Source organism: Priestia sp. RMT2NF4, assembly GCF_047872835.1.
In the GTDB taxonomy this organism is placed as follows: domain Bacteria; phylum Bacillota; class Bacilli; order Bacillales; family Bacillaceae_H; genus Priestia; species Priestia zanthoxyli.
Map to the genome: position 1 here is coordinate 145970 of NZ_JBLQZO010000002.1, position 22046 is coordinate 168015.

The following is a 22046-nucleotide window of genomic DNA, read 5'->3' on the forward strand; positions in this document are numbered from 1 at the left end:
CTTACAGTTATTATCTAGTTTTTTATAAAAACTTAGAATCCTCCCTATATTACGTTTTTTTACATAATAAAGGAATAAAAACAAATCTTTTCACCTATGAGAAATGAATCGTTTTTTGCTTTTCACCTTACCTGACGTTTATATTCTGAAAGGCGTGTTACATTATATATATCAGTTACCAACTCAACTAAGACTCCTTGACCATTCTGGCCTACCTTCTCTTTTAGGTAGACTGAGATTGCTAAATCGTTATATATAGGAGGAAAAAATCATGAAAATGAAACAACGACTATCAAAAGCGGCTGCTGCTGCGACGATTACAGGAGTTGCTGCGTTTGGATTTGCTCCTGTGGCTCAGCTTGATACCCCAGCACACGCAGCTACATCTCAAGAAACAAGCAGCCAAAGTCAAACAGCTGTAAAAAACATTAACGAAATTTATAATGCGGCGGTGCAAGGTGAAGTGCCGCGATTAACAGCAGACTTAAAAATTGGCAAAAGCCTGCGTCAAGATGTTCGAGATCAGTTCGGTCCTCCGCCTGAAGGTTCATCAAATAACTTTGACTACTATCATGCGGAAATGGGTCACCCTGGATATGCATTTGGCTATGACCAAAATAATGTCATTAACGAAATCCGCTATTTTGGTACAAATGTAGAGCGTCAAACAAATTTAGGGTCCATCACGCAAGCTAACTTAAAGAAAGAATTAGGTCAGCCAAACTTTACAAGCAAAGTAAAAGGTGATGGTACGACTCAAACGAGATACACGTATCACGCCGGCGCCTATGATCTTGAATTTATTTTTGATGATAGCAAAACGTTAAATCACGTTAATTTAGTTAAAAAACCTTAAGTAATAGAAAAAGTAGCAGACAGCCTGCTACTTTTTTTCATGAAATAAAACTAATGCTGAATCAGCTACGTGTTCATACCCAATCTCCATGTAAATCTTGTTAGACGTAGGGTTTGTCGTGTCCGTGTATAGACTTGTTGTTTGAAAACCGCTGTCTAGCATAAGCTGAGAAAGCGTGGACACACAGCTTGATGCATAGCCTTTTTTACGTTCTTCCCGCGGCGTATACACAAAGTTAATCGTAACGTTGTGGGTTGTCGGACGCGTAGCATTAGCAATTGACACATACTTCCCGTTCACTTCCCATAAAAATAGCCGTTCTGCTTTAATAAAAGCTTCGCCTGTTTTGACAGCTTGCTCTTTTGATACAGGCTCTCCAATGACGCCCATAAACTCCCAAATCCATTCCGTCACGAGCGGAAGATGCTCCAACTTTGCTTTTATCAGCACTCCGTCAGCGTCCGCAGCTTTTTTCACTTTGTCTAACCGGTAAATGCGCTGATCCATTTTCAACGAAGCTTCTTGATTTTTTAGCGCTGCTAGTTTTTGAGAAAGATATAAAACCGTTTGCCTTTCTCCAACTAAGCCCGGTACGGTGGTTTCTTGTAACAGCTCCGCTACTTCGTTCAGCTCATCATCCGTTAGCTTCTGTATTTGAGACAGGATGATTTGCTGAGGATGGGTTTGCAGCAACACAAGCGCAGCACGATTGTCTTTTAAAATAATGCCCATAAAATTCAGTTTGCTGCTTTCATGTAAGCTTTGTAAAATGCCAAGCGCTAAGTTGTGAAGAACTTCATTTTTCTCTAAAAGCGGCTCGACTTGTTTTTTAAATTCCTGCACTTCCCTGTATCTATGTAATTGGATCATGTTCTTTCTACCTCCGCAAATGCTCTTACCGGAAATGTTCCGGCTCCTTTTATTTTAGGAGGCACGGCGTAAAATAAAAAGGACTCCGTTAGTTGATCTAAGCGACATAAGTGTTCAGCAATCACAATGTCCGCTCCTAACAGCAGCGTATGAGCTGGTCTTGCTTTTCCTTTTGTGTCGTCAATATTCATCGAATCAATTCCGACAAGAGCGGGCTGTTGAGACACTAAATAAGCAGCCGCGCTTTCTGTTAAGTATGGATGGTTTTCTAAATAATCGTCTGTATTCCAGTAGCGATCCCATCCCGTGTGAATTAATACCGCTTTGCCTTTTACGTCTATATGGTGAAAATGAGATTCATCAATAGCCGTTAAAGTCGGGTCGATTGAAATTACTATTCCTTCCAGTCCGGCTGTTTTATCAATAGCCGTTTGAGCTAAATCCGCTCCGTCTTTATATCTGTGAAACGGCACGTCAATATACGTACCTGTATTTGTAACCATTTCAATTTTACCGATTTGAAATTCAGTCCCTGGTTCATACAGCTTTTTAGACTCTTCTCGGCTTAAATAGTCGCAAATAATCGGTGCCGGCAAGCCTTTATGCGTGATAACTCCGTCTTCAATGATGTGGCTTAAATCAATATACGTTCTTTTTTTCATACTACCACCCACTTTTTCAATATTTAGTAAAAATATTCTAACACAAAAAAACTCTTCCTAGTTTCCTAGAAAAAGTTTTTTTTAGAGAACGTTATTAACTTGATAAACATACATCGTACGCGTGCTTTGTATAAACAAATCCTTCAAAAATAAGACGGGCCGTACGCACTACTTTGATTCCATTAACCTGTCCTTCTTTTAGATCTACACTGGTTTCCATAATTCCCATTGGATGAGCAAGTCGAACCGTATCGCCTTTTAATTGAACCATTTCCGATACCAGCGTTCCTTTTGTATAGATAGCCGCTGTTGTACAAATTGCTCCTGTAATCGCAAGCGTTTGATGCGGTTTTTGCATCGACATCATGCGAATTAATACGTCCATTTGAGAAGCAGCTTTTTCTCTGCCAGTCCCGTCGCGGTGGTCCATCGGAGGAGCAATAATCGTCATTTTGGGAACCGCTGGTGATAGTTTAGTTGCTTTGTCTTGAGGTGCGAGCCCCGCTTTTTCCGCTGCAATGGAGCGAATTTCTTCAAATAGCTTCAGCTGTTTGTCCGTGTATTCATGCGGAAGTTCTGTTCCTTTTAGGCCAATATCCGCTGCTTTAACAAATACAAGCGGATTTCCTACATCAACAATTGATGCTTTTACTGTTCCGATGGATGTTTGCAGAAGATCAATAGCGTTCCCGGTCGGAAGCAGTTTTCCGGTAACGGCTCCTTCTCCGTTTTCAAACGAAAGATAAATAGGTGAACCCGTACCTGGCACTCCAGGAATCATACATTCCCCTTCTGTTTTCACTTTCCCGTTTTCTACTTCTACTTCCGCTACGATTACTTTTTTAGTATTCGTATTATAAATCCGCACTTTGGTCACCGGTTCCACAGCTTGTACAAGTCCTTGTTCAATTGCGTAAGGTCCCACTGCTGAGGAGATATTGCCGCAGTTTCCTTTAAAATCAACGAGAGATTCGCTGATGCTGACCTGCGCAAACGTGTAATCTACGTCAGCTTCTTCTAAATCTGATTTTTTAATAATCGCAATTTTACTTGTCAGCGAATTAGCTCCGCCCAACCCGTCAATTTGACGTTGATCCGGACTTCCCATTATATCTAGCAAAAACGGTTCCCAATCCGATTTGTTCACAGGCATTTCTTCATGATTGATAAAGACCCCTTTACTCGTTCCACCTCTCATAACCGTTACAGGAATACGCGTCATCTTAATCACCTTTCTCCCCTACTAACAAACGCCCAGGCGTTCATCAAACCATTTTATTTTTTTACTATTTAGAACCGGTTCATTTGCCATTTATCGTATAATAGAGGTGGTCATAAGTAAAATACATAAAATTTATTGTCTTTTTAAAAAAATTTTTATAATCTAAATACAAGGGGGAATTGGGATGGATCAAAAAGATTGGATATTAATTAAAACGCTTCACGAAGAAAAGAACATTACGCGAACGGCTGAAAGGCTCTACGTATCGCAGCCTTCTTTAAGCTACCGGCTTAAAAATCTTGAAGAAGAATTTGGCGTGACGCTGTTTTTTAAAACGAAAAAAGGAATTGAGTTTACATCTGAAGGTGAGCATCTTGTTCGCTATGCAGAAAACATGTGGAAGCAGCTGCAAGAAACAAAAGACAGCATGCGTAATATGAGCGAAACCGTTACAGGCACGCTTCGCTTAGGGGTATCGAGTAACTTCGCACAGCATAAGCTTCCAAAGATTTTAAAACAGTTTTCTCTTCACTATCCAAACGTACAGTTCAGTGTCAATACAGGCTGGAGTACGCAAGTTATGAATCTATTAGACTCTTCGCGTGTGCACGTTGGTATTTTGCGAGGCAATTACCCGTGGAACGGAGAAAAATCACTGCTGACAAAAGAGCGGCTTTGCTTAATTTCGAAAAAAGAAATTGCGATCGATGACTTGCCGAACCTGCCTTATATTAACTATAAAACCGATACGTCGCTAAAAGATCTCATTCAAGACTGGTGGCATGACAAGTTTTCAGAGCCTCCGTTTGTAGCGATGGAAGTTGACCGGCAAGAAACGGCCAAAGAAATGGTTAAAAATGATTTAGGCTTTGCGATTTTACCAGAAATTTGCCTTCACTCCAGCGACAATTTATATACATACGGACTTTCATACCGAGATGAATCACCTTTGCTTCGAAACACTTGGCTCATGTATGATCCTTCTTATTTGAATCTAGCGGTCGTGAAAGCATTTATTGATTTTTTAAAGCTAAGTGAAAAATAAAGCAAAAAGCAAAAAAGTTTGGGTCTTGGAAGAAACTTTCTTTTAGACCAAGCTTTTTTCTAGACTATCATTATAAAATTTTTTTATGAACTTTCTAAAAAAACCTATATTTCCTTTATTTTTCAAAATGTACTAACATGAAAACAAGAAACATCAGCGGGGGTAAAGAGCGAATTTAAAAATTCTTAATAATCAAACTACAACTCATACATGGGGATGAGAGATGTTAGTCACGTTTTTTTACTCTAAAAGTAAACGCTTTCAAAGAAAAGAGGGAAAATAAAGGAGGTTGTTTGAATGCTAGCACTACTAGGTTTTACAATGATTATTGTCTTTACGTATCTCATTATGTCAAAAAGGATGTCTCCTATCGTAGCTTTAATGGTCATTCCACTTCTTTTTGCCGTGATTGGAGGATTTGGCAAAGGCGTCGGAGACATGATGCTAGAAGGGTTAAAACAAGTAGCTCCGTCAGCTGCGATGCTGCTGTTTGCCATTTTATACTTCGGCGTTATGATTGATGCCGGCCTGTTTGATCCATTAATTAAGCAGCTGTTAAAAATCGTAAAAGGCGATCCGCTCAAAATCGTGATTGGAACCGCTCTTCTATCGCTTTTAGTTGCACTAGACGGAGACGGTACAACTACTTATATGATTACGGTTTCTGCTCTTCTTCCACTGTATAAACGTCTGAATATGAGCCCGTTAGTGTTAACGACGGTTGCGATGCTTTCTCTTAGTATTATGAGCAGCATGACACCTTGGGGAGGCCCGGCTACTCGCGCGATTGTTGCTCTTAACCTCGATGCATCAGAGTTCTTTATTCCACTTCTTCCAACGTTAATTGGCGGAGCTTTGTGGGTGATTTTTACAGGCTATATTCTTGGAAAAAAAGAGCGCAGACGACTTGGTGCTATTGACATCGAGCAGTTTGAATTAAAAAGCTCGCTTGCTTTTGCTGAAGACGCGTCTTTAACTTCTCAAGAAGATATTACGCAGCCTAAAAAAATCTGGATTAACTTAGCTTTAACCATTGCACTTATGGTCGTATTAGTTTCTGGTATTTGGTCCGTTTCTGTTTTATTTATGATTGGTTTTGCGCTTGCTCTTATGATTAACTATCCAAAACTTGAGGATCAAAAAGAACGTTTAATGGCTCATGCAGGCAACGCGTTAACCGTTGCAGCCCTTGTCTTTGCAGCCGGTATTTTTACAGGAATACTCTCCGGCACTAAAATGGTGGACGAAATGGCAAGCCTGTTAATTCATTTAGTTCCTGATTCACTCGGTTCGTTTTTACCAACAATCGTTGCTTTAACAAGCATGCCGTTTACATTTGTGATGAGTAACGACGCCTATTACTTTGGTGTTTTACCAATCTTCGCTGAAACTGCTGCTTCCTACGGAATTGATCCAATGGAAATTGCGCGAGCTTCAGTACTCGGACAACCTGTTCATCTATTAAGTCCACTCGTTGCCTCTACTTTCTTACTTGTAGGTATGGTAGGTGTTGATCTTGGTGAACATCAGCGCTTTGCATTTAAATGGGCCGTTTTAACGTCTCTTGTTCTCATTGTCCTTGCTATTGTCACAGGCGCACTTACGCTATTTTAATAGGGAATAAAAGCTGCTATAGCTTTTTATTAATAAATTCTACATGATAGGTGGAGGTACTTCTAAAATGTATGTGATTACGTGTTATGTCAGAAAAGATGAAATAAAAATGTACGAGTTTGATAGTAAAGAAGAAGCGCTTTCTCAGCTCAAAAAGCTGAAAGGCTGCAGTATTCTTTCAGAAGTTGCTTACTTTAATGATTCATCGGTCATTCCGATAGCTATTTAATTATGCACCACTCAACCCTATAGGTACAAATTTGATAAGCTTCCTTTCGCTCAAAAGGAAGCTTCTTTTTTATGTTCTTCTCAAGCTCCGGCCCTTTTCTCTCATCAACGTTTTGTTACGTCTGGTTCGTTTTGTTTTCTTGCTTCAATCATATCAATAATTCGATTGGTATGTGGAGTTAGCACTGCGCACTTTTGATAAAAGGCTCCGTCTACAACAAGCAGCTCTTCGTCCATCCCGCAAAACTTGCAGCGGAGCTCTTGTGGTCCTGCGTATGAGGTGTGATAAACACTATCATTAAAGATGGTATAAAAAGTATTTCGTTGCTGCGCGTCGTAAAAGCCATATTCTTTATTACTGTCATCACGGTAGTTAACTCCATAGTTCCGTTCAAATTCTTCTTGAGTAAACCCATCCTGCAAAAGTTCATTTTGTACTAGTTCTCTTAAACAATCCTCTATTTCTTCATCGTTAAATGAACAATTATGCGCGTAAACATCCAGTTCTTCAGTGCTGTTCTCTTTTACCATCACTTCACTGCCGCAAATCTTACAGGGGTGTTTAGGACGCTGTTGATTAAAGTAAGAGAGAGTTTGTACTTTTTCCACTGCTATTTCATCGCTCACCTTTTTAAATTTAATCATCACATTTTCTGTTTGACTAACGTTTTCGTTATACAACATCACTTCATATTCATCTATATTCTTTCCGTTTTCTTTTCGACTCGAATGCTCCATTACTTCATACGAAGAAATGGTAAAAAACTCGTTAAAATTCACCACTAGCATGCATCCTTCCAAAAAATTTGCGTTCTCTATGTACCTGCTCTATACTACCATTTTTTCAAAGGCTCGCACCACTAAACGAACTTCTTTTAAATTCATGCATGTATAGCAGTTCACTATAACTCCCAAATATCCGATCAGTTCGCTATTTCACATTCACATCAAATAAATAAGTTGCCTTTCCATGAGGCCATTTACCCGATACTTCGTAAAGATAGTAACCGCTCTTTGAAGACACTTCAATATGATTCTCCGTTATTTTAATTTTTTCTTTTTGATTATTTTTGTTTAGTTGATAAATTGTAAGTTTTGGATTGTTTTTTAGTAGAATTGTAACTTTGGTATCTTTCTCTAGCGTGAGGTCATCAAATTCTTTAGCAACCTCTTTTGGTGAGTAAGAATCCGTTTTGGTTATGTGCGCACCATCGTCACCGTTCCATTCATATTCTCCTACTCGCATTTCATACTCTTTGTCATTAACTACAATGCTTCCTGACACTGGAACTTGTTCATCATTAGGTGTAGATACATTGACCTTTTCTTGGTTGCAACCAACTAGTAAGAAAAAGAATAACGATGTAAGAACTACTTTATTCATACTTCCCCTCCTCTTAAGACTCGCTCTTCTCCTCATCTTATTTTTCATCACAAATATATAATACCAAAAATATCCATAAGAGAAACCATGAAAAATCGTCACAATTATGATTTACATCAATCTGTTTGGTTACAACGTCTTATGCATATTCTTTTACTATGCGTCATACGTAACACTAACCCTTTTATAAGAAGGATTCCATGAATACGTATGTAATCATCAGTATTGGCGTTGTTGCCAGCGCATTTTTATTTCGTAAATATCGAAAGCAAGTCGTTGAAATATATACAATCAGTGAATTTATTCATGCTAAAAACGGCGCGGTCGCTACAGGCTCCACGTGGCTTGAAAAGTTTTGGAAAGAACCTTACGCTACCGGACCAAACTATGAAAAAACAGAGGATGACGTTAGCGAGGATGGAGATGGGGATGGCGGAGAATAACTAAAACAAAAAAAGAGATTGTGATATAACTACATCAATCCCATCCAAAGATCAACAGATTGGATACATGAGGTGGACTGCTTATTATACCGCTGTTGATTTCCGTGCAAGGCTTCGCTTTCCACGGGCGGCCGCTGAGCCTCCTCGTCGCTTCCGCTCCTGCGGGTTCTCACCTATTCCGCTTCTCCCGCAGGAGTCTCCGCCTTGCCCTCCAATCAACAGCTAGAAGCATCTAAATGAATGACACCTACGCTCATCCTACCAATAAAAAAATCCGAACGGTGAAGATTCTCCATCAAGAATCTTCACCGTTCGGATCGCCCTTCAGTTAGAACACTTTTGTCCCAGCCTATTTCTTATTAATCATCGCTGCCTAAAATACCAAAAAAGCGAAGCAAGTTGATGAATAGATTAATAAAGTCTAAATAAAGAGATAGTGCCAGCAGTGGAACAAGCTCTTCTGTAATTTCACCATGCTTCATTTTGTTAAAATCATATAGTACGTAAAGTGAGAAAACGATGGTACCAATCACTGAGAATGCCATGAGTCCAGGCGTTGTTAATGGACTAAACAGCGAGAAAATACTGATGCACACTAGTGCTAACAGCGCCACTAATAAAAAGCTGCCTAAAAACCCTAGATCTTTTTTCGTTTTTGCGCCAATTACACCCATCACCGTAAAAATAACGAACGTGCTTCCAAACGCATAAAGAACGACTTGCGCCCCCGCTACTGATGCATAGTAGCTGACAATCGGAAACAGCGTGATGCCTGATATAAATGAAAAAGCATATGTAAAGCCATATCCTACGCTTTTTTTCTTTCGTAACATAAATGCGGCAACCAGCATCACAAGTTCAGCAATCGCTAATGGAAGGAAATAAGCCGGCGGCACATATTGACCTACATATAAGCCAACTGTTGAAATAAATAACGAAAAAATAAATGTGACTAATACTTTTTGAAACAGAGACCGCTGCTCTACTCCAATCACTTCTTGCATGTGTAAAACCTTCTTTCTAAAATCTGTTATATTTTATATAATACCTACCTTTTAAAGAAAAATAAAGATAATACTAAGGTCTTTTTTCTTATTTCTATAGACAAGCAAGCATAGACGCTGCCGTCTATGCTTCCTTATCACCTCTTTATTTCGGCAACAGAATACCATCAATAATTCCGTAAGTCATTGCTTCTTCAGCGCTCATAAAATAATCTCGTTCCGTATCGTTTGCCACTTTTTCAACCGGCTGCCCCGTTCGTGTTGATATGATTTCATTAATATGCTGCTTCAATTTTAAAATCCGCCGAGCGCTAATTTCAATTTCAGTCGCCTGCCCTCTAGCTCCTCCTAGAGGCTGATGAATCATAACTTCACTGTTCGGAAGCGCATAGCGCTTTCCTTTTGCTCCTGCTAGGAGAAGCAGTGCGCCAAAAGAAGCGGCCATGCCCGTGCAAATCGTTTGAACGTCCGGCTCGATGTACTGCATCGTATCATAAATCGCAAACCCTGCTGAAGTCGAACCTCCGGGGCTGTTAATATACAGTGAAATATCTTTTTTAGGATCATCTGCCGCAAGAAATAAGAGCTGCGCGACCACGCTGTTAGCAATATGATCATTGATTTCATCACCAATTAAAATAATTCGGTCTTTTAACAGCCTTGAATAAATATCATACGAACGTTCACCGCGGTTACTTTGTTCAATTACATATGGAATGGTACTCATATATATCCTCCCTATCACACGTAATATGGCTATGCAGCCATGCAGAGAGTGCATGTCGGAGTATACGTCGGTTTTTGGATGATGCTTTTTAAGGAAGGTAAAGCTTGAATCAAAAGAGCTGGATCCTGCGATTCTAACGTTTTGTAAAACAGCTCTGACAGCTTTTTGCGTTCTTGTTCATTCCAAAAAGAATCTGTAGAAAACGGCTCACTGTCTTTTTCTAACCGCTGCTTAGCACGATGTAAATTGCTTTTTACCGCTGTTTCTGACGTTTGTAAAATCGAAGCGATCTCTTTCAGCTGATAGCGAAAGCCTTCTTTTAAGAAAAAGATAACCGCTTGCTTCGGCGTAAATTGACTAAGCAGCAGTTCGACCGAGTGTCCCTTACTATCAAACGCATGCTTATCGGCTTGTTGTTCCAAAGCTTTTTCTTCGACTATTCCTTCACGCTTTCGTTTTCGCAGCAGGTCAATCCAGTGGTGGTACGCAATTTTATTTAACAGCGCAGAAGACAAATTGTGCTCTTCGCCTTTATATCGCTGAGCTTTTAAAAACGTTTCTTGCGCGATATCATCTCCGTCCCACACATTTTGTGCTAAAAAGCGGCAGTACTGCTGCAGTTTTGGGTAATGCTCGTTCCAGCAGGCCTCATCAAAGCTTTCTGTTTGTTTTTCAATTTTTTTTGAATGTGACATGGTTTTCACTCCTTTTGCACTCTCTATTTACTAAACGATTAAAGGAAATTCAAAAGATACGGGGAATCAAACTTTTTTATACATTATACGCTTAAGCAGCCATTTTTTTGTATTATAATGAAGATACTTTTATCTAAGGAGTCTAAAATGATATGCGAAGAAGACGATTATACGGCAAAAAGAAAACGAACAAACTTCACTATAAAGACTTAACTTGTGAACACCCTCTGCCCGCTTTGCCTATGAGTTATACAAGTGAAGCTCCTTTTTACTATTATGAGGCGTCAGAAGACGAAAAACAAAACGACTTTGAACTATACTCAGAGATTTGTATCATGAATCAAGAACATTTTTTCGTCAGAGGCTGCGTTGAAATTCCCGTTCTTAATGAAGAAGACCCTTTCATTTGGAACATTTGGGTTTCTTTAAGCGAAGAAAATTTTCATCGAATGATAAATTTATGGGAAAGTGACGAAAGAGAACATGAACCGCCTTATTTCGGCTGGTTTTCAGTTTCAATTCCAGGCTATCCTGAAACGTTAAATTTAAAAACAAATGTGCATACAAGACCTGTTGGAACGAGACCTCTCATTGAATTAGAACCAACCGATCATCCTTTAGCCATCGAGCAGCGGGAAGGGATAACGCTAGAGCGAATCAAAGATATACAAAAACAATTGGCTACCTATTAAAAAACCAAGACAGCCCCAGACTGTCTTAGTTTTTCACTTTTATGGCATGCGCTTTGCTCCGTAGTATTTAGGCGCCCAGTAGCTGTCTACTTTATAGTTTGTAATTTTCACGCCCTCAGATGTGGATACGTGAACGACATAGTCATTTCCAATATAGATAGATGGAATAAGTGAACTTCCTTCAAAAAAGACGAGATCTCCCGGCTTCAAGTCAGATTGTGAAATGGTTTCTCCTGCTTCCCACTGCTGACTTGCATAGCGCGGAATGTCTTTTCCAGCTGCTTCTTTATAAATGTATTGAACAAAACCAGCTGTATCAAAGCCTGTAGAAGGACTTGTCCCACCTTGTGCGTAAGGTACTTCTCCTACATATTTAAGAGATTCCGTCACAAATGGATTGTCTTTTGACAGCGATAAGCCATCGTAGCGCCTTGCTCCGGCGTACTTAGACGTCCAGTAGCTGCTTGTTAGGTAATCAACCGTCACATTTTCGCTGCGCTTGGCGTGAATAAACTGATTGCCGCCTGCGTAAATGCCTACGTGTGAAATCCCTTCACGATACGTGTCTTTAAAAAAGATAACGTCTCCTGGCTTTAAATCTGCCCGTGCAACTTCTTCTCCAACTTGCCACTGCTGATCGGTTGATCGCGGAAGGTAGACGTCCGATGCATGTTGAAATACATAGGCAACAAATGCGGAACAGTCAAAACCGTCTGTTGGCGACTCGCCTCCAAATACATATGGCGTGCCGAGATGTTTTAATGCTTCTGCAATGACTTCATTATCTTTTGCAATTTCCGGTGCTCCTGTAATGTGCTTTGCTTTGGCGAAATGTGATGACCAATAGGCACTGCTTGAAATGTTTTTCACCACGACTTTTCCGTCTGAAGAAGATGCATAAATCATCTCATCGTCTCCGATATAAATAGCGGCTACGTTCACTTCACCGTTTTCATTAGTGTCAAAAAACAATACATCACCCGCTTGCAGCTCGTTTTTATCAACGTCTGTCCCAAGCGCTGACTGTTCTTTCACGGAACGAGGCAGCGTTGTATCCAGCGCTTGCTTAAACACATATTGAACGAAGCCAGAGCTGTCAAACCCTTCGCTTAGCGTCTCTCCTCCAGATGTATAATCGGCTCCTTCATACGTTTTTGCTTTATCAGCAATCACGTTTTCATCTGTAGCAGCCTGTACTTGCACAACTTTTTCTGCAGGAAAAGCGCCTTCATAAAAAGTGGCAAGACTAAGCCCTAACGCTGTGACCATAAGAGGTTTCATTACTTTCATGTTTGTTCTCCTTTGTTTTTTATTTCATCCAAGAAGTTTTATATGTAAATGGTTCCCCTGTTAAAGTATGGTGCAGATGGATAGGAATTGGCTAGTACCTTTTGACTTAAATATGCTTCCCTTCCAAAGTCCTGTAAAAAATCCATAAAAAAACTCGGCGCATATTACGCCGAGCTTTTTTATTTCATGCCCACCTGGATATTTGCTGCTTTTTGTTTTTGACGTAAATTTGCAATCCACTTGTAGTAAAGTGTAATCAAAAGAACAAAAATACCAAGCGCAAAGTACAATTTTGAATAGCCTAAAGCACCTGCTGCAATTCCTAATACAAACGAACCAACTGCAATTCCGCTATCATAAAACGTAAAGAACGTGGCAGTTGCATATGCGCTTCGGTGAGCAGGCGCTGCTTGAATCGCCAGCGTTTGGAAGCTAGGAAGCAGCGTTCCGTAGCCTAGTCCTACTAATGCACCTGAAAACAGCAGCATCCAAGAAGAATGCGTAAAGCTTAAGCTAAATAGACCAATCGCAAAGACAACGCATGATGGAATAATCACGATGTTTGGACCAGATTTATCGAATAGTCTTCCGGTAAACGGTCGTGAAATCAGCATCGCAGCTGCGAACACAACAAAGAAAAAGCTTGCTGTTTTAATTAATCCAAGCGACTGTGCGTACACAGAAATAAACGAAATAATACTTGCATACGAAAAAGAAACGAGAATACCTACAGATGAAATCGGCATGGATTTCTTTTCAAACAAGTCGCTCAGTGAAAATGATTTCTTCACTGGCGAAGCAGCGTTTTCTTGAAGATTTTTGACCATCATTCCACACAGCCAACCAACGAGCATAATCACGCCAAATACAAGGAAAATAATGTTGTATGCCATGTATTGATGAAGCGTTAATGCTAAAAACGGCCCTGCAACTACAGCTAAGTTCATTGACATTCCGAAGTAGCCAAGCCCTTCTCCTCGTCGTTTAGCGGGAACTAAATCCGCTGCAATCGCTCCGGTGACGGTTGTCGCTAAGCTGAATGAAATTCCTTGAAAGAAGCGCAGTAATAAAAGCACGTTAAAATGGTGGATAAACATATATAAGAAGGAAGAAAGCGCAAAAATGAGGGTACTAAATACAAGCGTTTTTTTCTTTCCAATGTTTTCAATGACTTTCCCTGAAAACGGTCTAACAATAATCGCAGATAATAAAAAGATGGTAACAACAAGCCCTGCCTGCGTACTCGTGCCGTCCAAGGCGTCTAATACATAAATCGGCAGCAGCGTTAGCAATGCATAAAACACGACAAAAATAAAAAAGTTGGTAATCGCAATGCTGATAAAGCTTTTAGTCCAGATTGGCTCCTGCTGGTTCGTCATTCATTTCACCCTTTTCTGTAGATTTACAAATTTTCTTTAATAACGAAATAAGCTGATCCTGTTCGTTGTCGGATAAAGCAATCAGCAAATTTTCTTCTAAACGTTCAATTTCTTGCTGAATTTCTGGAAGCTTTTTCTTCGCTTGAGGAGACAAATAAACGATGCGCTCTCGTTTATCACTGCCTGCTTTTCGAACGATCCATCCGCTTTTTTCAAGCCTTGTTAACGTGCGGGTAACCGTTGGCGCTTCGACATTTAAATACTGCCAAATCTCCGTTTGCGTCATCGAGCCGAATCGCTTTAAACAAAATAAAATCGAATACTGTGAGCTGTATAGCCCGTACGCTTTTAATACTTCATTTACTTCTTTAATAGACAATCTCGACTTTTGATGAAGCTCATGAAACACCAAGTTATTCACTTTTCTCACCTCACCTTTTCATTTTAGTTACCTAGGTAACTAATTGCTCTTTTATTAGTATATGTGCTGCTAGTTGATGTGTAAAGGCGGCTAAAAAGAGTAAAAATCAGCTGTTTTCTCCCATTTTCTACTAATGATTTACGCTTACACTTATGTTTTCTTATTCTTTCGTATCACGAAACTTTTTGTATAGATTTACATGCACCTGCAAACTCTGTTAAAGAAGACGAAACAATATGCGGGAGGCTGGTATATGTTTTCACTGCGCGGCGATGCTCATAAAGTCTACCTTAAACTGAAAAAAGCGGCTCATCAAAACCAAAACGCAGAAGATATTGATGAATTAGCGGAAATGGAAGAAATTCGGCAGCTTTACCTTACACTCGACAGCGCTATTTTACGAAAAGTGTATTACCGAATGACCAAAGAAAAAAACGGCTCCGGCGTCATCCCTATCCTTGTTTCTGCCTTGCCTTGGCTCTTTTTTTTATTTTCGCAGCGGCTGCAGCAATTTTTATTTAAAGACGGCAGCTGGCTTTGGATTATTTTTGTCGTGCTGTATGTTTTTATTCTCATTCCAAGCGTGTTTCTTCATTTCCGTGAACAATCGTGGGCTTCTGTTCATATTGAAATTATTCAAGACATTTTAAAAGATCGTGAAAAAGAGCCGAAACCCCTTTGAGGTCCGGCTGTTTTTTGCCTATTATGAAATAGCTTGTCTGCTTTCTACGTCTCGACCTAACTTTCTTTTGATACGCTGCAGCGCGTTGTCAATTGACTTAACGTGCGTATTTAATTCTTTCGAAATTTCAGCGTATGAATGGCCATCCATATACAGCGTCAGCGCTTTTCTTTCCAATTCACTAAGTGTTTCCGCAATTTTTAACTCGCGGTCTTCCACTTTTTCTTGATGAATCAGCACCGCTTCCGGATTAGCAATTTGATCGCCAGGAATCATATCCATCAGCGTATAGTTTGATTCTTCATCATACAGAGGCTTGTCCAATGAAATGTACGAATTTAACGGACCGTGCTTTTGACGAGTAGCCGTTTTAATCGCCGTAATAATTTGTCTTGTGATACATAACTCCGCAAACCCTTTAAAAGATGTTAGCTTGTCTTCGTTAAAGTCGCGAATTGCTTTGTACAGTCCAATCATTCCTTCTTGGACGATGTCTTCTTTTTCAGCACCAATCAAAAAGTATTTTCTTGCTTTTCCCCTTACAAGATTTTGATACTTGTTGATTAAATACTCTAATGATTTTTCGTCTCCGCTGTGAACCATTTCAACCAAAACATGATCTTCTAACATAGCATAATTTTGAACTTTTTCAATTACGATGCCTACGCTCACTCATATCCCCCCGTTACACTTAGTTGAGTTTTGATGTGTTCTAAACTGATGCATGATCTACTTGTTACGACGCTACTGCAATACGGTCCAGAAACGTAAAAAGCGTACAGAGTAAACTGTCGCTTTCCTCTCTCACTTTATGCTCCCCTGCATCTTTCTATAATCTATTATAAAGAAGTATAACCGATAAAAATCAAAAAGGTTGTCGAAATATGAAAGTGTTTGCAAAAAAAATCAATTTTTATAGAAAATTCACACAAATCACTTTATTATTTCATATAGTGACAGCAATCTGTCAAAAAAGCAATAAAAAAATACTTCCATATGAAATAAACTTACTCAAGCAGAGTAAGTCGAAGTTGCAGATGATACTGCGCATATAGGATTAGTTGCCTTCCGGCTTATCAGCATTTTTTGTTCCCTTACTTTTATAAGGCTTTGCATTTTTCTTCTTTTTTGCACTCGCCTGCCAGCGGTTCCATCCTTTTTTGCCGGTGCCTCGCCCCGTGCCGCCTTTACCTTTTGCTTTACTCATACGTATTCCTCCGTTACCTGCGTGTTTGCTACAATAAAAAAAGACCCCGTCCAAAGTCGGAGTCTTTTTTGGATTGCATAAAATTATGCTTTTACAACGTTAGCAGCTTGTGCACCGCGTTGACCTTGCTCGATGTCGAAAGTCACTTTTTGACCTTCGTCTAAAGATTTGAATCCGTCGCCTTGAATTGCGCTGAAATGTACGAATACATCTTCTCCGCCTTCAATTTCGATGAAACCGAAACCTTTTTCTGCATTAAACCATTTTACTGTACCTTCAGTCATACTATTTCCTCCAGTGGTGGAATTACTCCACACATATATTACTACCCTTGCTCAATCGTACTATTTCCAGATAAAAATTTCTATTGAAGAATATTTCTCTTCTTTCAATTTCATACCGAACAAAAATAATTAACCCTAGTGTAACATATCAATTTAGAAATAGCAAGTTTCTGTTCTAAGACAGGCTTTATCCTAATTATGTATCTGTTAAAACCCTCTGTGTAAGCTTTGAGGCTACCGACATTTCTGGATTGTGATGCGGCAGAAGGTTTTTATATTGAGCTAAACTTATCGTCTGCACAAATGCACAAAAAATCTTTTATTTCATCAATTTGTTTTCTGCTCATTCCAAAGCCTTGTAATGGAAACGCTCTTCTTTTCGAGATCGATTTGATATATATCTGGATTTGTTAGACGCGACCATTCGCTAAACCCAAACTTCGGATCAAAATATCTAAGAATTAACGTCATCAAATTGCCATGCGTAACAAACAGAGTCGTTTTCTGTTTTTCATTCATTACTTCTTTAAACAGCTCTAAAGAACGTACCGTGGCTTCTTTCGTCGATTCTCCTCCGTCTACCTTAAAGTCTATGTCATCAAAAGTTCTTTTCAATACTTCTATCCAGTTGAACAGAGGCTGTCCGCTTAAACGCCTTTCTTCTAGCCTTGTATCTATATGAAGAGGGAGACCAGTATCTTTTGCATAAGGTTCAATTGTTTGAACGGCTCGTTTGTACGGACTTGAAATAATTTTATCAATGGGATAACTCAGCTTGTTCAAATAACCTATTAACTGCTGGCCTGCTGTATGCCTTGTTCCGTCAATGATGCTTTTGCTTCTTGCCCTTCTGCTTCACAATGCCTAACTAATAACAAAGTTTTCATTCATCTTTCCTCCACACATAGAAAAATAACCATTAATTACAAAAAAAGATAATAATAGTATATAATGATACGTGATTTATAGCTAAGGAGGAACAACATGATTCGTGAACGATCACTTTTGATAAAAGGACTCATCTTTTTACTAGCTGTTTTTATTTTAAACATCCCTTTCCCTAACTCAGCGCCGCTTATTAATTCTGTCTTTTCTTTTTTAGGCCTTCCCATTTATGGAAATGAAGAAACAATGACGGGATTCTATTATGCTAACAATGCTTGGGCAATCATACTTTTAATAAGTCTTTTTTTACTTTATAAAAGTTTAAACCGTCATCGTTTAAAACTAACGATTTTAGCTGCATTCATCGTTACTTCCGGCCCTGGGTTTATGATTGAAGTCATGCAAAAGACCGTGTTGTCAGGAATGTATGCTGTTTCTTACGATGCTGAAAACAGCAGTTGTACATTCGAGACTAATAAAAGAGAAACCATATTAACAGGAAACTGCAAGCTTTCCTTTGAAAATAACCGTTCAAAGCCTGTTACGTTTGAAGTGGCAATTGATAAGCGCGCTTTTTTTGAAGATGAACAGCCTTTTTTACAAATGATGAATAAGCCTAAACTTCATACCATTACGCTAGAATCAAAGGGGTATCAAACTGTAGAAATTACTTCATCTGTCAAAATAGCTGATTTACCCTCTAAACTCTATATCGGAGAAATGAACGGCTTTCACGTAAACATTTATCAAAACGGGAAAAAGCGTTATTTATAAGCATTGAAAAAAGCCCTTATAGGGCTTTTTAAATGAGTGAATTACCAGCCAAGGCCTCCGCCGTAGCAGCTGCAGCCGATGATTACTAATAAAATAAATAATACAACTAATAAAGCAAAACCAGATCCATGACCATATCCAGCGTTTCCAGACATACGAACACTTCCTTTTCTTTAGTTACTCTTTCCTCAAGAAAAACGCCGTTTGCATTTCGCTTAAGTTGGATTATCTTATGCCTGAACACGCCCTTTTGACTCTGGTTTTTTCTTTTTTCTTTTTCCTTCTTGCCATGCACCTCATTAGTAAAAAAAGAAAATGCTTTTCAGCCCCTCTTACAAAATCATTTATTTCACTAGCTTACGTCTTTCAGAAGACCGTACTTCCGTGCGCTTTCCGATACCTAGTACATAGTAGCTCAGCACGACAATAGCTAAAAAGATAAGCCCGACAATCAGCGATATGCGCGTTTCATCATTAAACCACATGCCTACAAGCACCATAAGTAAAAACGCGATGGTTACGTAGTTCGTCACAGGAGCAAAAGGCATTTTAAATGGATGCTGATCCATCGCCGCTCCTTTTGCTTTTCGAAAACGAATTTGACTGATAAGAATGACAAACCATGGAATCATACCTGGAAGCACGCTCGCGCTGTACACGTACACAAAAACATTTGGCGGAGCAATATAATTTAAGACAACGCCCGCAGCTAACCCAATCATTACCGCAACGGTACTATAAATAGGTACACCGTTTCGAGAAACCTTTGTAAAAAACGCTGGAGCCTGTCCGTTTACGCCTAACGTATAAAGCATGCGTCCTGCGCTGAAAATTCCGCTGTTACATCCAGACATTGCCGCTGTAATGACCACAAAGTTAATGATTCCCGCAGCTGCCGTAATCCCTACTTTCGCAAATGTAGAAACAAACGGACTGCCGAGTGAGTCCAGCTCGTTCCACGGATATACCGTTACAATGATAAAGATGGCACCGATATAAAAGATTAATATACGCCAAATCAAGCTTTGAATCGCGCTTGTTAACGTTTTTTTAGGATCTTTGGCTTCTCCTGCTGTAATTCCAATAAGCTCTACTCCTTGATAGGCAGCAATCACAAGCGACAGCGCAAAGAAAAAGCCGGACCATCCGCCTGTAAAGAAACCGCCGTTTGCCCACAAATTCGATAGTCCAAGCGCTTCTCCCCCGTTTCCAAGACCGAAGAAAACAAGGCCAAGACCGGCAATAATCATGAGAACAATCGTCACGATTTTAATCATTGCAAACCAAAATTCAAACTCTCCAAAAGATTTCACTGAGATTAAATTTGCCGCACCGAGAATGATCATGGCGACAATTCCCGGAACCCACGCCGGTAAATGCGGGAACCAGTACTGCATATAAGCTCCGACGGCAATAATTTCTGCCATGCCGACAATCACCCACTGAAACCAGTTGCTCCAAGCCGTAATGTAGCCAGCTAACGGGTGAATATATTTATGACCAAATGTCGCAAATGAACCCGTACTTGGCTCTAAGTAAAGCATTTCACCCATTGCACGCATAATAAAGAAAATAAAAACGCCGCAAATAGCATACGCAAGCAGGACGGATGGCCCCGTCCATTTAATGGTGCTTGCTGAACCCATAAATAACCCTACCCCGATCGTTCCTCCAAGAGCAATCATTTGAATATGACGAGATTCAAGCCCTCTTTTTAACTCTTTGTTTGCCAATTTACTTCCCCCTAGCCCCTCGTGATGATTTTCTCTTCTATTAAGAGATTCTTTTATTCCCCTGTCCTGATAGGGAATGATCATCTTTTTTCTTTTTCATAAAGAAGTACGAACATACCACAAATACAGCAATCAGCAGCGTGAGATAAAACTGAGTGCGAAGCGAATCAATAAATGCCATCGCAATAAAGATGCTTGTGATCGCCGCAATTGTTCCATACGTTAAATAAGGAAACAGCCACATTCTGATTTTTAAAGCTTCTGGCTTTTCTTTTTCGTATTTCTTTCTCATGCGAAGCTGTGAAAAAGCAATAACAAGGTACACAAGAAGCGCTACGCCTCCAGATGCATTTACTAAAAATAAAAAGATTTTATCAGGTGAAAGATAGTTAAACCCAACGCTGATGTAAGAAATCACGGTACATCCTACAATGGCATTAAACGGAATGCCTTTTTTATTCACTTTCAAAAACATACGCGGCGCGTCTCCTTTTTGCGCCATTGAGTACAGCATACGAGAACTCGTATATAGACCTGAATTTAAGCAAGAAAGAACGGCAGTCAGTACGATAAAGTTCATGATTTGAGCAGCTGCCGGAACGTTTACCAGCTCTAATATCGAAACAAACGGACTTTTCATCAAGCTTGAAGAATCCCAAGGAAGGATCGTTACTAAGATTAAAATAGACCCAAGATAAAAAATCAAAATACGATAAATAACGGTATTTGTTGCGATGGTGATCGCTCGCTCAGGCTGAGCCGATTCTCCAGCCGCTGTTGCGACAATTTCTGTTCCCATAAAGGAAAACATGACAATCGCCACTCCTAAAAAGACGGAGCTGATTCCATTTGGAAGAAATCCGCCTCTATGAAGAAGGTTCGACGCTCCCGGAGACTCTACTCCCGGTATTAAACCGAGGATGATCGCTCCTCCTAAAAGTAAAAACAGCACTAAACTAACTACTTTAATAAGCGAAAACCAGTATTCAAATTCACCAAATGATTTAACAGAGTATAAGTTCGTTAACGTTAATAAAAATGTCAGGAGCAGACTCACACCCCAAGACGGTAGAGATGGAAACCAGTATTGAATAATCGTTGAACCAGCAATCGCTTCAACAGCAATAACAATTACCCAGAAAAACCAGTACAGCCAGCCGATTGTGTAGCCAGCCCACGGTCCAAGCGCTTCTCTGGCATAGGTCGCGAACGAACCGCTTGAAGGATTAGCCGTAGACATTTCCCCCAGCATTCGCATAACTAAGATCACCAGCAAACCGGCAAACGCGTACGAAAAGATGGAACCAGGACCTGCTGCATTAATAAGCGATCCGCTTCCAATGAACAAACCGGCACCAATGATTCCTCCTAAAGAAATCATGGTTATGTGTCGAATTTTTAATTCTTTTTTTAACTCAGGCGGTTGATGACTCATATTAAAATCCTCCTCATAGAAACCGTCATTTAAAGAATTACACGTTCTTCGCATCGCGCGTTAAATATGTAAGCCCTTACAATATCGTGGACAAATAACTGCCGTTTTCCTACCCTCCTTCTATCTGTGCATGCAAATGAAACTTTCACTTAACGCAAAAGTCAGCTTCATTCGACAAAATTACTTTTCGAATTATATGATAATTTATTTTGAACAACTTTGTCTATTGTTTTTTGATCGAAAAAGTATTTTACCTTACTATCGATAAACTCTTTCTTTTATCGTAATTCTTCACTTCAAAATATCTTTTCATCTACTTACTCATATCCCTTTCTTTTCTTTTTGTTCAAAATCACTATAAAAAACATCGTTTTATTGGCTTTTTAAACAAAAGTGTTTATTTTAAAAATTTTTGAACATTTTTGTTAAAAAACTATGTACAAAACGAGAATAAGGTGATTATAATACAGGTATAGGGTGTTGGAATATTAATTATGTTGTAAATTTTCTAAAA

At 39.5% G+C, this 22046-nt stretch carries 27 protein-coding genes; 8 read left to right on the top strand and 19 right to left on the bottom strand.

Annotation, left to right across the window (positions count from 1 at the left end; all coding sequences use genetic code 11):
• Nucleotides 1-271: 271 nt before the first annotated feature.
• A complete protein-coding gene (locus tag ACMX9J_RS09900; protein ID WP_416225753.1) occupies nucleotides 272-856 on the top strand; it encodes a YjgB family protein in 585 nt (194 codons plus the stop codon).
• 27 nt (nucleotides 857-883) lie between these two features.
• Here ACMX9J_RS09900 and ACMX9J_RS09905 read toward each other — a convergent pair whose 3' ends face one another.
• The 3 genes from ACMX9J_RS09905 to ACMX9J_RS09915 all read right to left on the bottom strand — a co-directional run bounded on the left by ACMX9J_RS09905 (nucleotide 884) and on the right by ACMX9J_RS09915 (nucleotide 3610).
• Nucleotides 884-1726: a GNAT family N-acetyltransferase gene (locus ACMX9J_RS09905; protein WP_047750049.1), complete on the bottom strand. Its 843-nt coding sequence runs from the start codon at nucleotides 1724-1726 to the stop codon at nucleotides 884-886.
• Nucleotides 1723-2388, bottom strand: a complete 666-nt coding sequence (locus tag ACMX9J_RS09910) for a cyclase family protein (protein ID WP_047750048.1) — start codon at nucleotides 2386-2388, stop codon at nucleotides 1723-1725. The genes ACMX9J_RS09905 and ACMX9J_RS09910 overlap by 4 nt, the downstream gene beginning before the upstream one ends.
• Nucleotides 2389-2482: 94 nt before the next feature.
• Nucleotides 2483-3610 carry a 2-methylaconitate cis-trans isomerase PrpF family protein gene (locus tag ACMX9J_RS09915; RefSeq protein ID WP_047750047.1) on the bottom strand — a complete coding sequence of 376 codons (1128 nt, stop codon included), beginning with the start codon at nucleotides 3608-3610 and terminating at the stop codon, nucleotides 2483-2485.
• A gap of 184 nt (nucleotides 3611-3794) precedes the next feature.
• Between ACMX9J_RS09915 and ACMX9J_RS09920 the strand changes: the two genes are divergently transcribed.
• The 3 genes from ACMX9J_RS09920 to ACMX9J_RS09930 all read left to right on the top strand — a co-directional run bounded on the left by ACMX9J_RS09920 (nucleotide 3795) and on the right by ACMX9J_RS09930 (nucleotide 6498).
• Nucleotides 3795-4655, top strand: a complete 861-nt coding sequence (locus tag ACMX9J_RS09920; RefSeq protein WP_033579989.1) for a LysR family transcriptional regulator — start codon at nucleotides 3795-3797, stop codon at nucleotides 4653-4655.
• Nucleotides 4656-4952: 297 nt separating this feature from the next.
• Nucleotides 4953-6269, top strand: coding sequence for a CitMHS family transporter (locus tag ACMX9J_RS09925; RefSeq protein ID WP_028414937.1), 1317 nt, complete (start codon nucleotides 4953-4955; stop codon nucleotides 6267-6269).
• Nucleotides 6270-6336: 67 nt separating this feature from the next.
• Nucleotides 6337-6498 carry a hypothetical protein gene (locus ACMX9J_RS09930; RefSeq protein ID WP_165636182.1) on the top strand — a complete coding sequence of 54 codons (162 nt, stop codon included), beginning with the start codon at nucleotides 6337-6339 and terminating at the stop codon, nucleotides 6496-6498.
• Nucleotides 6499-6602: 104 nt separating this feature from the next.
• Here ACMX9J_RS09930 and ACMX9J_RS09935 read toward each other — a convergent pair whose 3' ends face one another.
• Together ACMX9J_RS09935 and ACMX9J_RS09940 are read right to left on the bottom strand one after the other, a co-directional pair.
• Nucleotides 6603-7286 carry a hypothetical protein gene (locus tag ACMX9J_RS09935; RefSeq protein ID WP_416225754.1) on the bottom strand — a complete coding sequence of 228 codons (684 nt, stop codon included), beginning with the start codon at nucleotides 7284-7286 and terminating at the stop codon, nucleotides 6603-6605.
• A gap of 142 nt (nucleotides 7287-7428) precedes the next feature.
• Nucleotides 7429-7881 carry a hypothetical protein gene (locus tag ACMX9J_RS09940; protein ID WP_047750043.1) on the bottom strand — a complete coding sequence of 151 codons (453 nt, stop codon included), beginning with the start codon at nucleotides 7879-7881 and terminating at the stop codon, nucleotides 7429-7431.
• A gap of 200 nt (nucleotides 7882-8081) precedes the next feature.
• Here ACMX9J_RS09940 and ACMX9J_RS09945 point away from each other — a divergent pair, with 200 nt between their 5' ends.
• Nucleotides 8082-8324 carry a hypothetical protein gene (locus tag ACMX9J_RS09945; protein WP_033579987.1) on the top strand — a complete coding sequence of 81 codons (243 nt, stop codon included), beginning with the start codon at nucleotides 8082-8084 and terminating at the stop codon, nucleotides 8322-8324.
• 84 nt (nucleotides 8325-8408) lie between these two features.
• Here ACMX9J_RS09945 and ACMX9J_RS09950 read toward each other — a convergent pair whose 3' ends face one another.
• The 4 genes from ACMX9J_RS09950 to ACMX9J_RS09965 form a co-directional block, all read right to left on the bottom strand.
• Nucleotides 8409-8543, bottom strand: coding sequence for a hypothetical protein (locus tag ACMX9J_RS09950; RefSeq protein WP_257041728.1), 135 nt, complete (start codon nucleotides 8541-8543; stop codon nucleotides 8409-8411).
• Nucleotides 8544-8683: 140 nt separating this feature from the next.
• Complete coding sequence (locus tag ACMX9J_RS09955) at nucleotides 8684-9328, bottom strand: Bax inhibitor-1 family protein (protein ID WP_028409806.1); 645 nt, start codon at nucleotides 9326-9328, stop codon at nucleotides 8684-8686.
• A gap of 145 nt (nucleotides 9329-9473) precedes the next feature.
• The gene (gene clpP, locus ACMX9J_RS09960) at nucleotides 9474-10055 is read right to left on the bottom strand and encodes an ATP-dependent Clp endopeptidase proteolytic subunit ClpP (RefSeq protein WP_034271305.1); all 582 of its coding nucleotides are present in this window, start codon (nucleotides 10053-10055) and stop codon (nucleotides 9474-9476) included.
• Nucleotides 10056-10084: 29 nt separating this feature from the next.
• The gene (locus ACMX9J_RS09965; RefSeq protein WP_033579985.1) at nucleotides 10085-10750 is read right to left on the bottom strand and encodes a sigma-70 family RNA polymerase sigma factor; all 666 of its coding nucleotides are present in this window, start codon (nucleotides 10748-10750) and stop codon (nucleotides 10085-10087) included.
• Nucleotides 10751-10902: 152 nt separating this feature from the next.
• Here ACMX9J_RS09965 and ACMX9J_RS09970 point away from each other — a divergent pair, with 152 nt between their 5' ends.
• A complete protein-coding gene (locus ACMX9J_RS09970; protein ID WP_028414943.1) occupies nucleotides 10903-11442 on the top strand; it encodes a DUF2199 domain-containing protein in 540 nt (179 codons plus the stop codon).
• 39 nt (nucleotides 11443-11481) lie between these two features.
• On the opposite strand, the gene ACMX9J_RS09975 is transcribed toward ACMX9J_RS09970, so the two are convergent.
• The 3 genes from ACMX9J_RS09975 to ACMX9J_RS09985 form a co-directional block, all read right to left on the bottom strand.
• Entirely contained in the window at nucleotides 11482-12732 is a 1251-nt protein-coding gene (locus ACMX9J_RS09975; RefSeq protein WP_049165989.1) for a C40 family peptidase, read from the bottom strand.
• Between the two features lie 179 nt (nucleotides 12733-12911).
• Complete coding sequence (locus tag ACMX9J_RS09980) at nucleotides 12912-14111, bottom strand: MFS transporter (protein ID WP_033579982.1); 1200 nt, start codon at nucleotides 14109-14111, stop codon at nucleotides 12912-12914.
• Nucleotides 14080-14532, bottom strand: a complete 453-nt coding sequence (locus ACMX9J_RS09985; RefSeq protein ID WP_416225755.1) for a MarR family winged helix-turn-helix transcriptional regulator — start codon at nucleotides 14530-14532, stop codon at nucleotides 14080-14082. Before ACMX9J_RS09985 ends, ACMX9J_RS09980 begins: the two co-directional genes overlap by 32 nt.
• A 253-nt stretch (nucleotides 14533-14785) precedes the next feature.
• On the opposite strand from ACMX9J_RS09985, the gene ACMX9J_RS09990 reads away from it, so the two are divergent.
• Nucleotides 14786-15214 carry a hypothetical protein gene (locus tag ACMX9J_RS09990; protein WP_028414946.1) on the top strand — a complete coding sequence of 143 codons (429 nt, stop codon included), beginning with the start codon at nucleotides 14786-14788 and terminating at the stop codon, nucleotides 15212-15214.
• Between the two features lie 21 nt (nucleotides 15215-15235).
• Here ACMX9J_RS09990 and sigH read toward each other — a convergent pair whose 3' ends face one another.
• The 4 genes from sigH to ACMX9J_RS10010 form a co-directional block, all read right to left on the bottom strand.
• Complete coding sequence (gene sigH / locus ACMX9J_RS09995) at nucleotides 15236-15886, bottom strand: RNA polymerase sporulation sigma factor SigH (RefSeq protein ID WP_013058500.1); 651 nt, start codon at nucleotides 15884-15886, stop codon at nucleotides 15236-15238.
• Between the two features lie 385 nt (nucleotides 15887-16271).
• Nucleotides 16272-16427: a DUF3934 family protein gene (locus ACMX9J_RS10000; RefSeq protein ID WP_162837669.1), complete on the bottom strand. Its 156-nt coding sequence runs from the start codon at nucleotides 16425-16427 to the stop codon at nucleotides 16272-16274.
• A 77-nt stretch (nucleotides 16428-16504) separates the two neighbouring features.
• Complete coding sequence (locus ACMX9J_RS10005; RefSeq protein ID WP_013058502.1) at nucleotides 16505-16705, bottom strand: cold-shock protein; 201 nt, start codon at nucleotides 16703-16705, stop codon at nucleotides 16505-16507.
• A gap of 327 nt (nucleotides 16706-17032) precedes the next feature.
• Entirely contained in the window at nucleotides 17033-17488 is a 456-nt protein-coding gene (locus ACMX9J_RS10010; protein ID WP_416225756.1) for a histidine phosphatase family protein, read from the bottom strand.
• 201 nt (nucleotides 17489-17689) lie between these two features.
• Between ACMX9J_RS10010 and ACMX9J_RS10015 the strand changes: the two genes are divergently transcribed.
• Nucleotides 17690-18364 (top strand): hypothetical protein, encoded by a 675-nt coding sequence (locus ACMX9J_RS10015; RefSeq protein ID WP_416225757.1) that lies wholly within the window; start codon nucleotides 17690-17692, stop codon nucleotides 18362-18364.
• A 41-nt stretch (nucleotides 18365-18405) separates the two neighbouring features.
• Here the strand turns inward: ACMX9J_RS10015 and ACMX9J_RS10020 are convergent, their stop codons facing one another.
• The 3 genes from ACMX9J_RS10020 to ACMX9J_RS10030 all read right to left on the bottom strand — a co-directional run bounded on the left by ACMX9J_RS10020 (nucleotide 18406) and on the right by ACMX9J_RS10030 (nucleotide 21532).
• The gene (locus tag ACMX9J_RS10020) at nucleotides 18406-18519 is read right to left on the bottom strand and encodes a YjcZ family sporulation protein (protein ID WP_098999647.1); all 114 of its coding nucleotides are present in this window, start codon (nucleotides 18517-18519) and stop codon (nucleotides 18406-18408) included.
• Nucleotides 18520-18708: 189 nt separating this feature from the next.
• On the bottom strand, nucleotides 18709-20097 hold the full coding sequence (locus ACMX9J_RS10025; RefSeq protein ID WP_274862843.1) for an amino acid permease: 1389 nt from the start codon (nucleotides 20095-20097) through the stop codon (nucleotides 18709-18711).
• A 40-nt stretch (nucleotides 20098-20137) separates the two neighbouring features.
• Complete coding sequence (locus tag ACMX9J_RS10030) at nucleotides 20138-21532, bottom strand: amino acid permease (RefSeq protein WP_028414950.1); 1395 nt, start codon at nucleotides 21530-21532, stop codon at nucleotides 20138-20140.
• Nucleotides 21533-22046 lie beyond the last annotated feature (514 nt).

What these genes read in the sequence shown, in the direction of transcription:
- ACMX9J_RS09900 (WP_416225753.1), top strand. Translation starts at nt 272, where the DNA reads ATGAAAATGAAACAACGACTATCAAAAGCGGCTGCTGCTGCGACGATT.
- ACMX9J_RS09905 (WP_047750049.1), bottom strand. Translation starts at nt 1,726, where the DNA reads ATGATCCAATTACATAGATACAGGGAAGTGCAGGAATTTAAAAAACAA.
- ACMX9J_RS09910 (WP_047750048.1), bottom strand. Translation starts at nt 2,388, where the DNA reads ATGAAAAAAAGAACGTATATTGATTTAAGCCACATCATTGAAGACGGA.
- ACMX9J_RS09915 (WP_047750047.1), bottom strand. Translation starts at nt 3,610, where the DNA reads ATGACGCGTATTCCTGTAACGGTTATGAGAGGTGGAACGAGTAAAGGG.
- ACMX9J_RS09920 (WP_033579989.1), top strand. Translation starts at nt 3,795, where the DNA reads ATGGATCAAAAAGATTGGATATTAATTAAAACGCTTCACGAAGAAAAG.
- ACMX9J_RS09925 (WP_028414937.1), top strand. Translation starts at nt 4,953, where the DNA reads ATGCTAGCACTACTAGGTTTTACAATGATTATTGTCTTTACGTATCTC.
- ACMX9J_RS09930 (WP_165636182.1), top strand. Translation starts at nt 6,337, where the DNA reads ATGTATGTGATTACGTGTTATGTCAGAAAAGATGAAATAAAAATGTAC.
- ACMX9J_RS09935 (WP_416225754.1), bottom strand. Translation starts at nt 7,286, where the DNA reads ATGCTAGTGGTGAATTTTAACGAGTTTTTTACCATTTCTTCGTATGAA.
- ACMX9J_RS09940 (WP_047750043.1), bottom strand. Translation starts at nt 7,881, where the DNA reads ATGAATAAAGTAGTTCTTACATCGTTATTCTTTTTCTTACTAGTTGGT.
- ACMX9J_RS09945 (WP_033579987.1), top strand. Translation starts at nt 8,082, where the DNA reads ATGAATACGTATGTAATCATCAGTATTGGCGTTGTTGCCAGCGCATTT.
- ACMX9J_RS09955 (WP_028409806.1), bottom strand. Translation starts at nt 9,328, where the DNA reads ATGCAAGAAGTGATTGGAGTAGAGCAGCGGTCTCTGTTTCAAAAAGTA.
- clpP (WP_034271305.1), bottom strand. Translation starts at nt 10,055, where the DNA reads ATGAGTACCATTCCATATGTAATTGAACAAAGTAACCGCGGTGAACGT.
- ACMX9J_RS09965 (WP_033579985.1), bottom strand. Translation starts at nt 10,750, where the DNA reads ATGTCACATTCAAAAAAAATTGAAAAACAAACAGAAAGCTTTGATGAG.
- ACMX9J_RS09970 (WP_028414943.1), top strand. Translation starts at nt 10,903, where the DNA reads ATGCGAAGAAGACGATTATACGGCAAAAAGAAAACGAACAAACTTCAC.
- ACMX9J_RS09975 (WP_049165989.1), bottom strand. Translation starts at nt 12,732, where the DNA reads ATGAAAGTAATGAAACCTCTTATGGTCACAGCGTTAGGGCTTAGTCTT.
- ACMX9J_RS09980 (WP_033579982.1), bottom strand. Translation starts at nt 14,111, where the DNA reads ATGACGAACCAGCAGGAGCCAATCTGGACTAAAAGCTTTATCAGCATT.
- ACMX9J_RS09990 (WP_028414946.1), top strand. Translation starts at nt 14,786, where the DNA reads ATGTTTTCACTGCGCGGCGATGCTCATAAAGTCTACCTTAAACTGAAA.
- ACMX9J_RS10005 (WP_013058502.1), bottom strand. Translation starts at nt 16,705, where the DNA reads ATGACTGAAGGTACAGTAAAATGGTTTAATGCAGAAAAAGGTTTCGGT.
- ACMX9J_RS10015 (WP_416225757.1), top strand. Translation starts at nt 17,690, where the DNA reads ATGATTCGTGAACGATCACTTTTGATAAAAGGACTCATCTTTTTACTA.
- ACMX9J_RS10020 (WP_098999647.1), bottom strand. Translation starts at nt 18,519, where the DNA reads ATGTCTGGAAACGCTGGATATGGTCATGGATCTGGTTTTGCTTTATTA.
- ACMX9J_RS10030 (WP_028414950.1), bottom strand. Translation starts at nt 21,532, where the DNA reads ATGAGTCATCAACCGCCTGAGTTAAAAAAAGAATTAAAAATTCGACAC.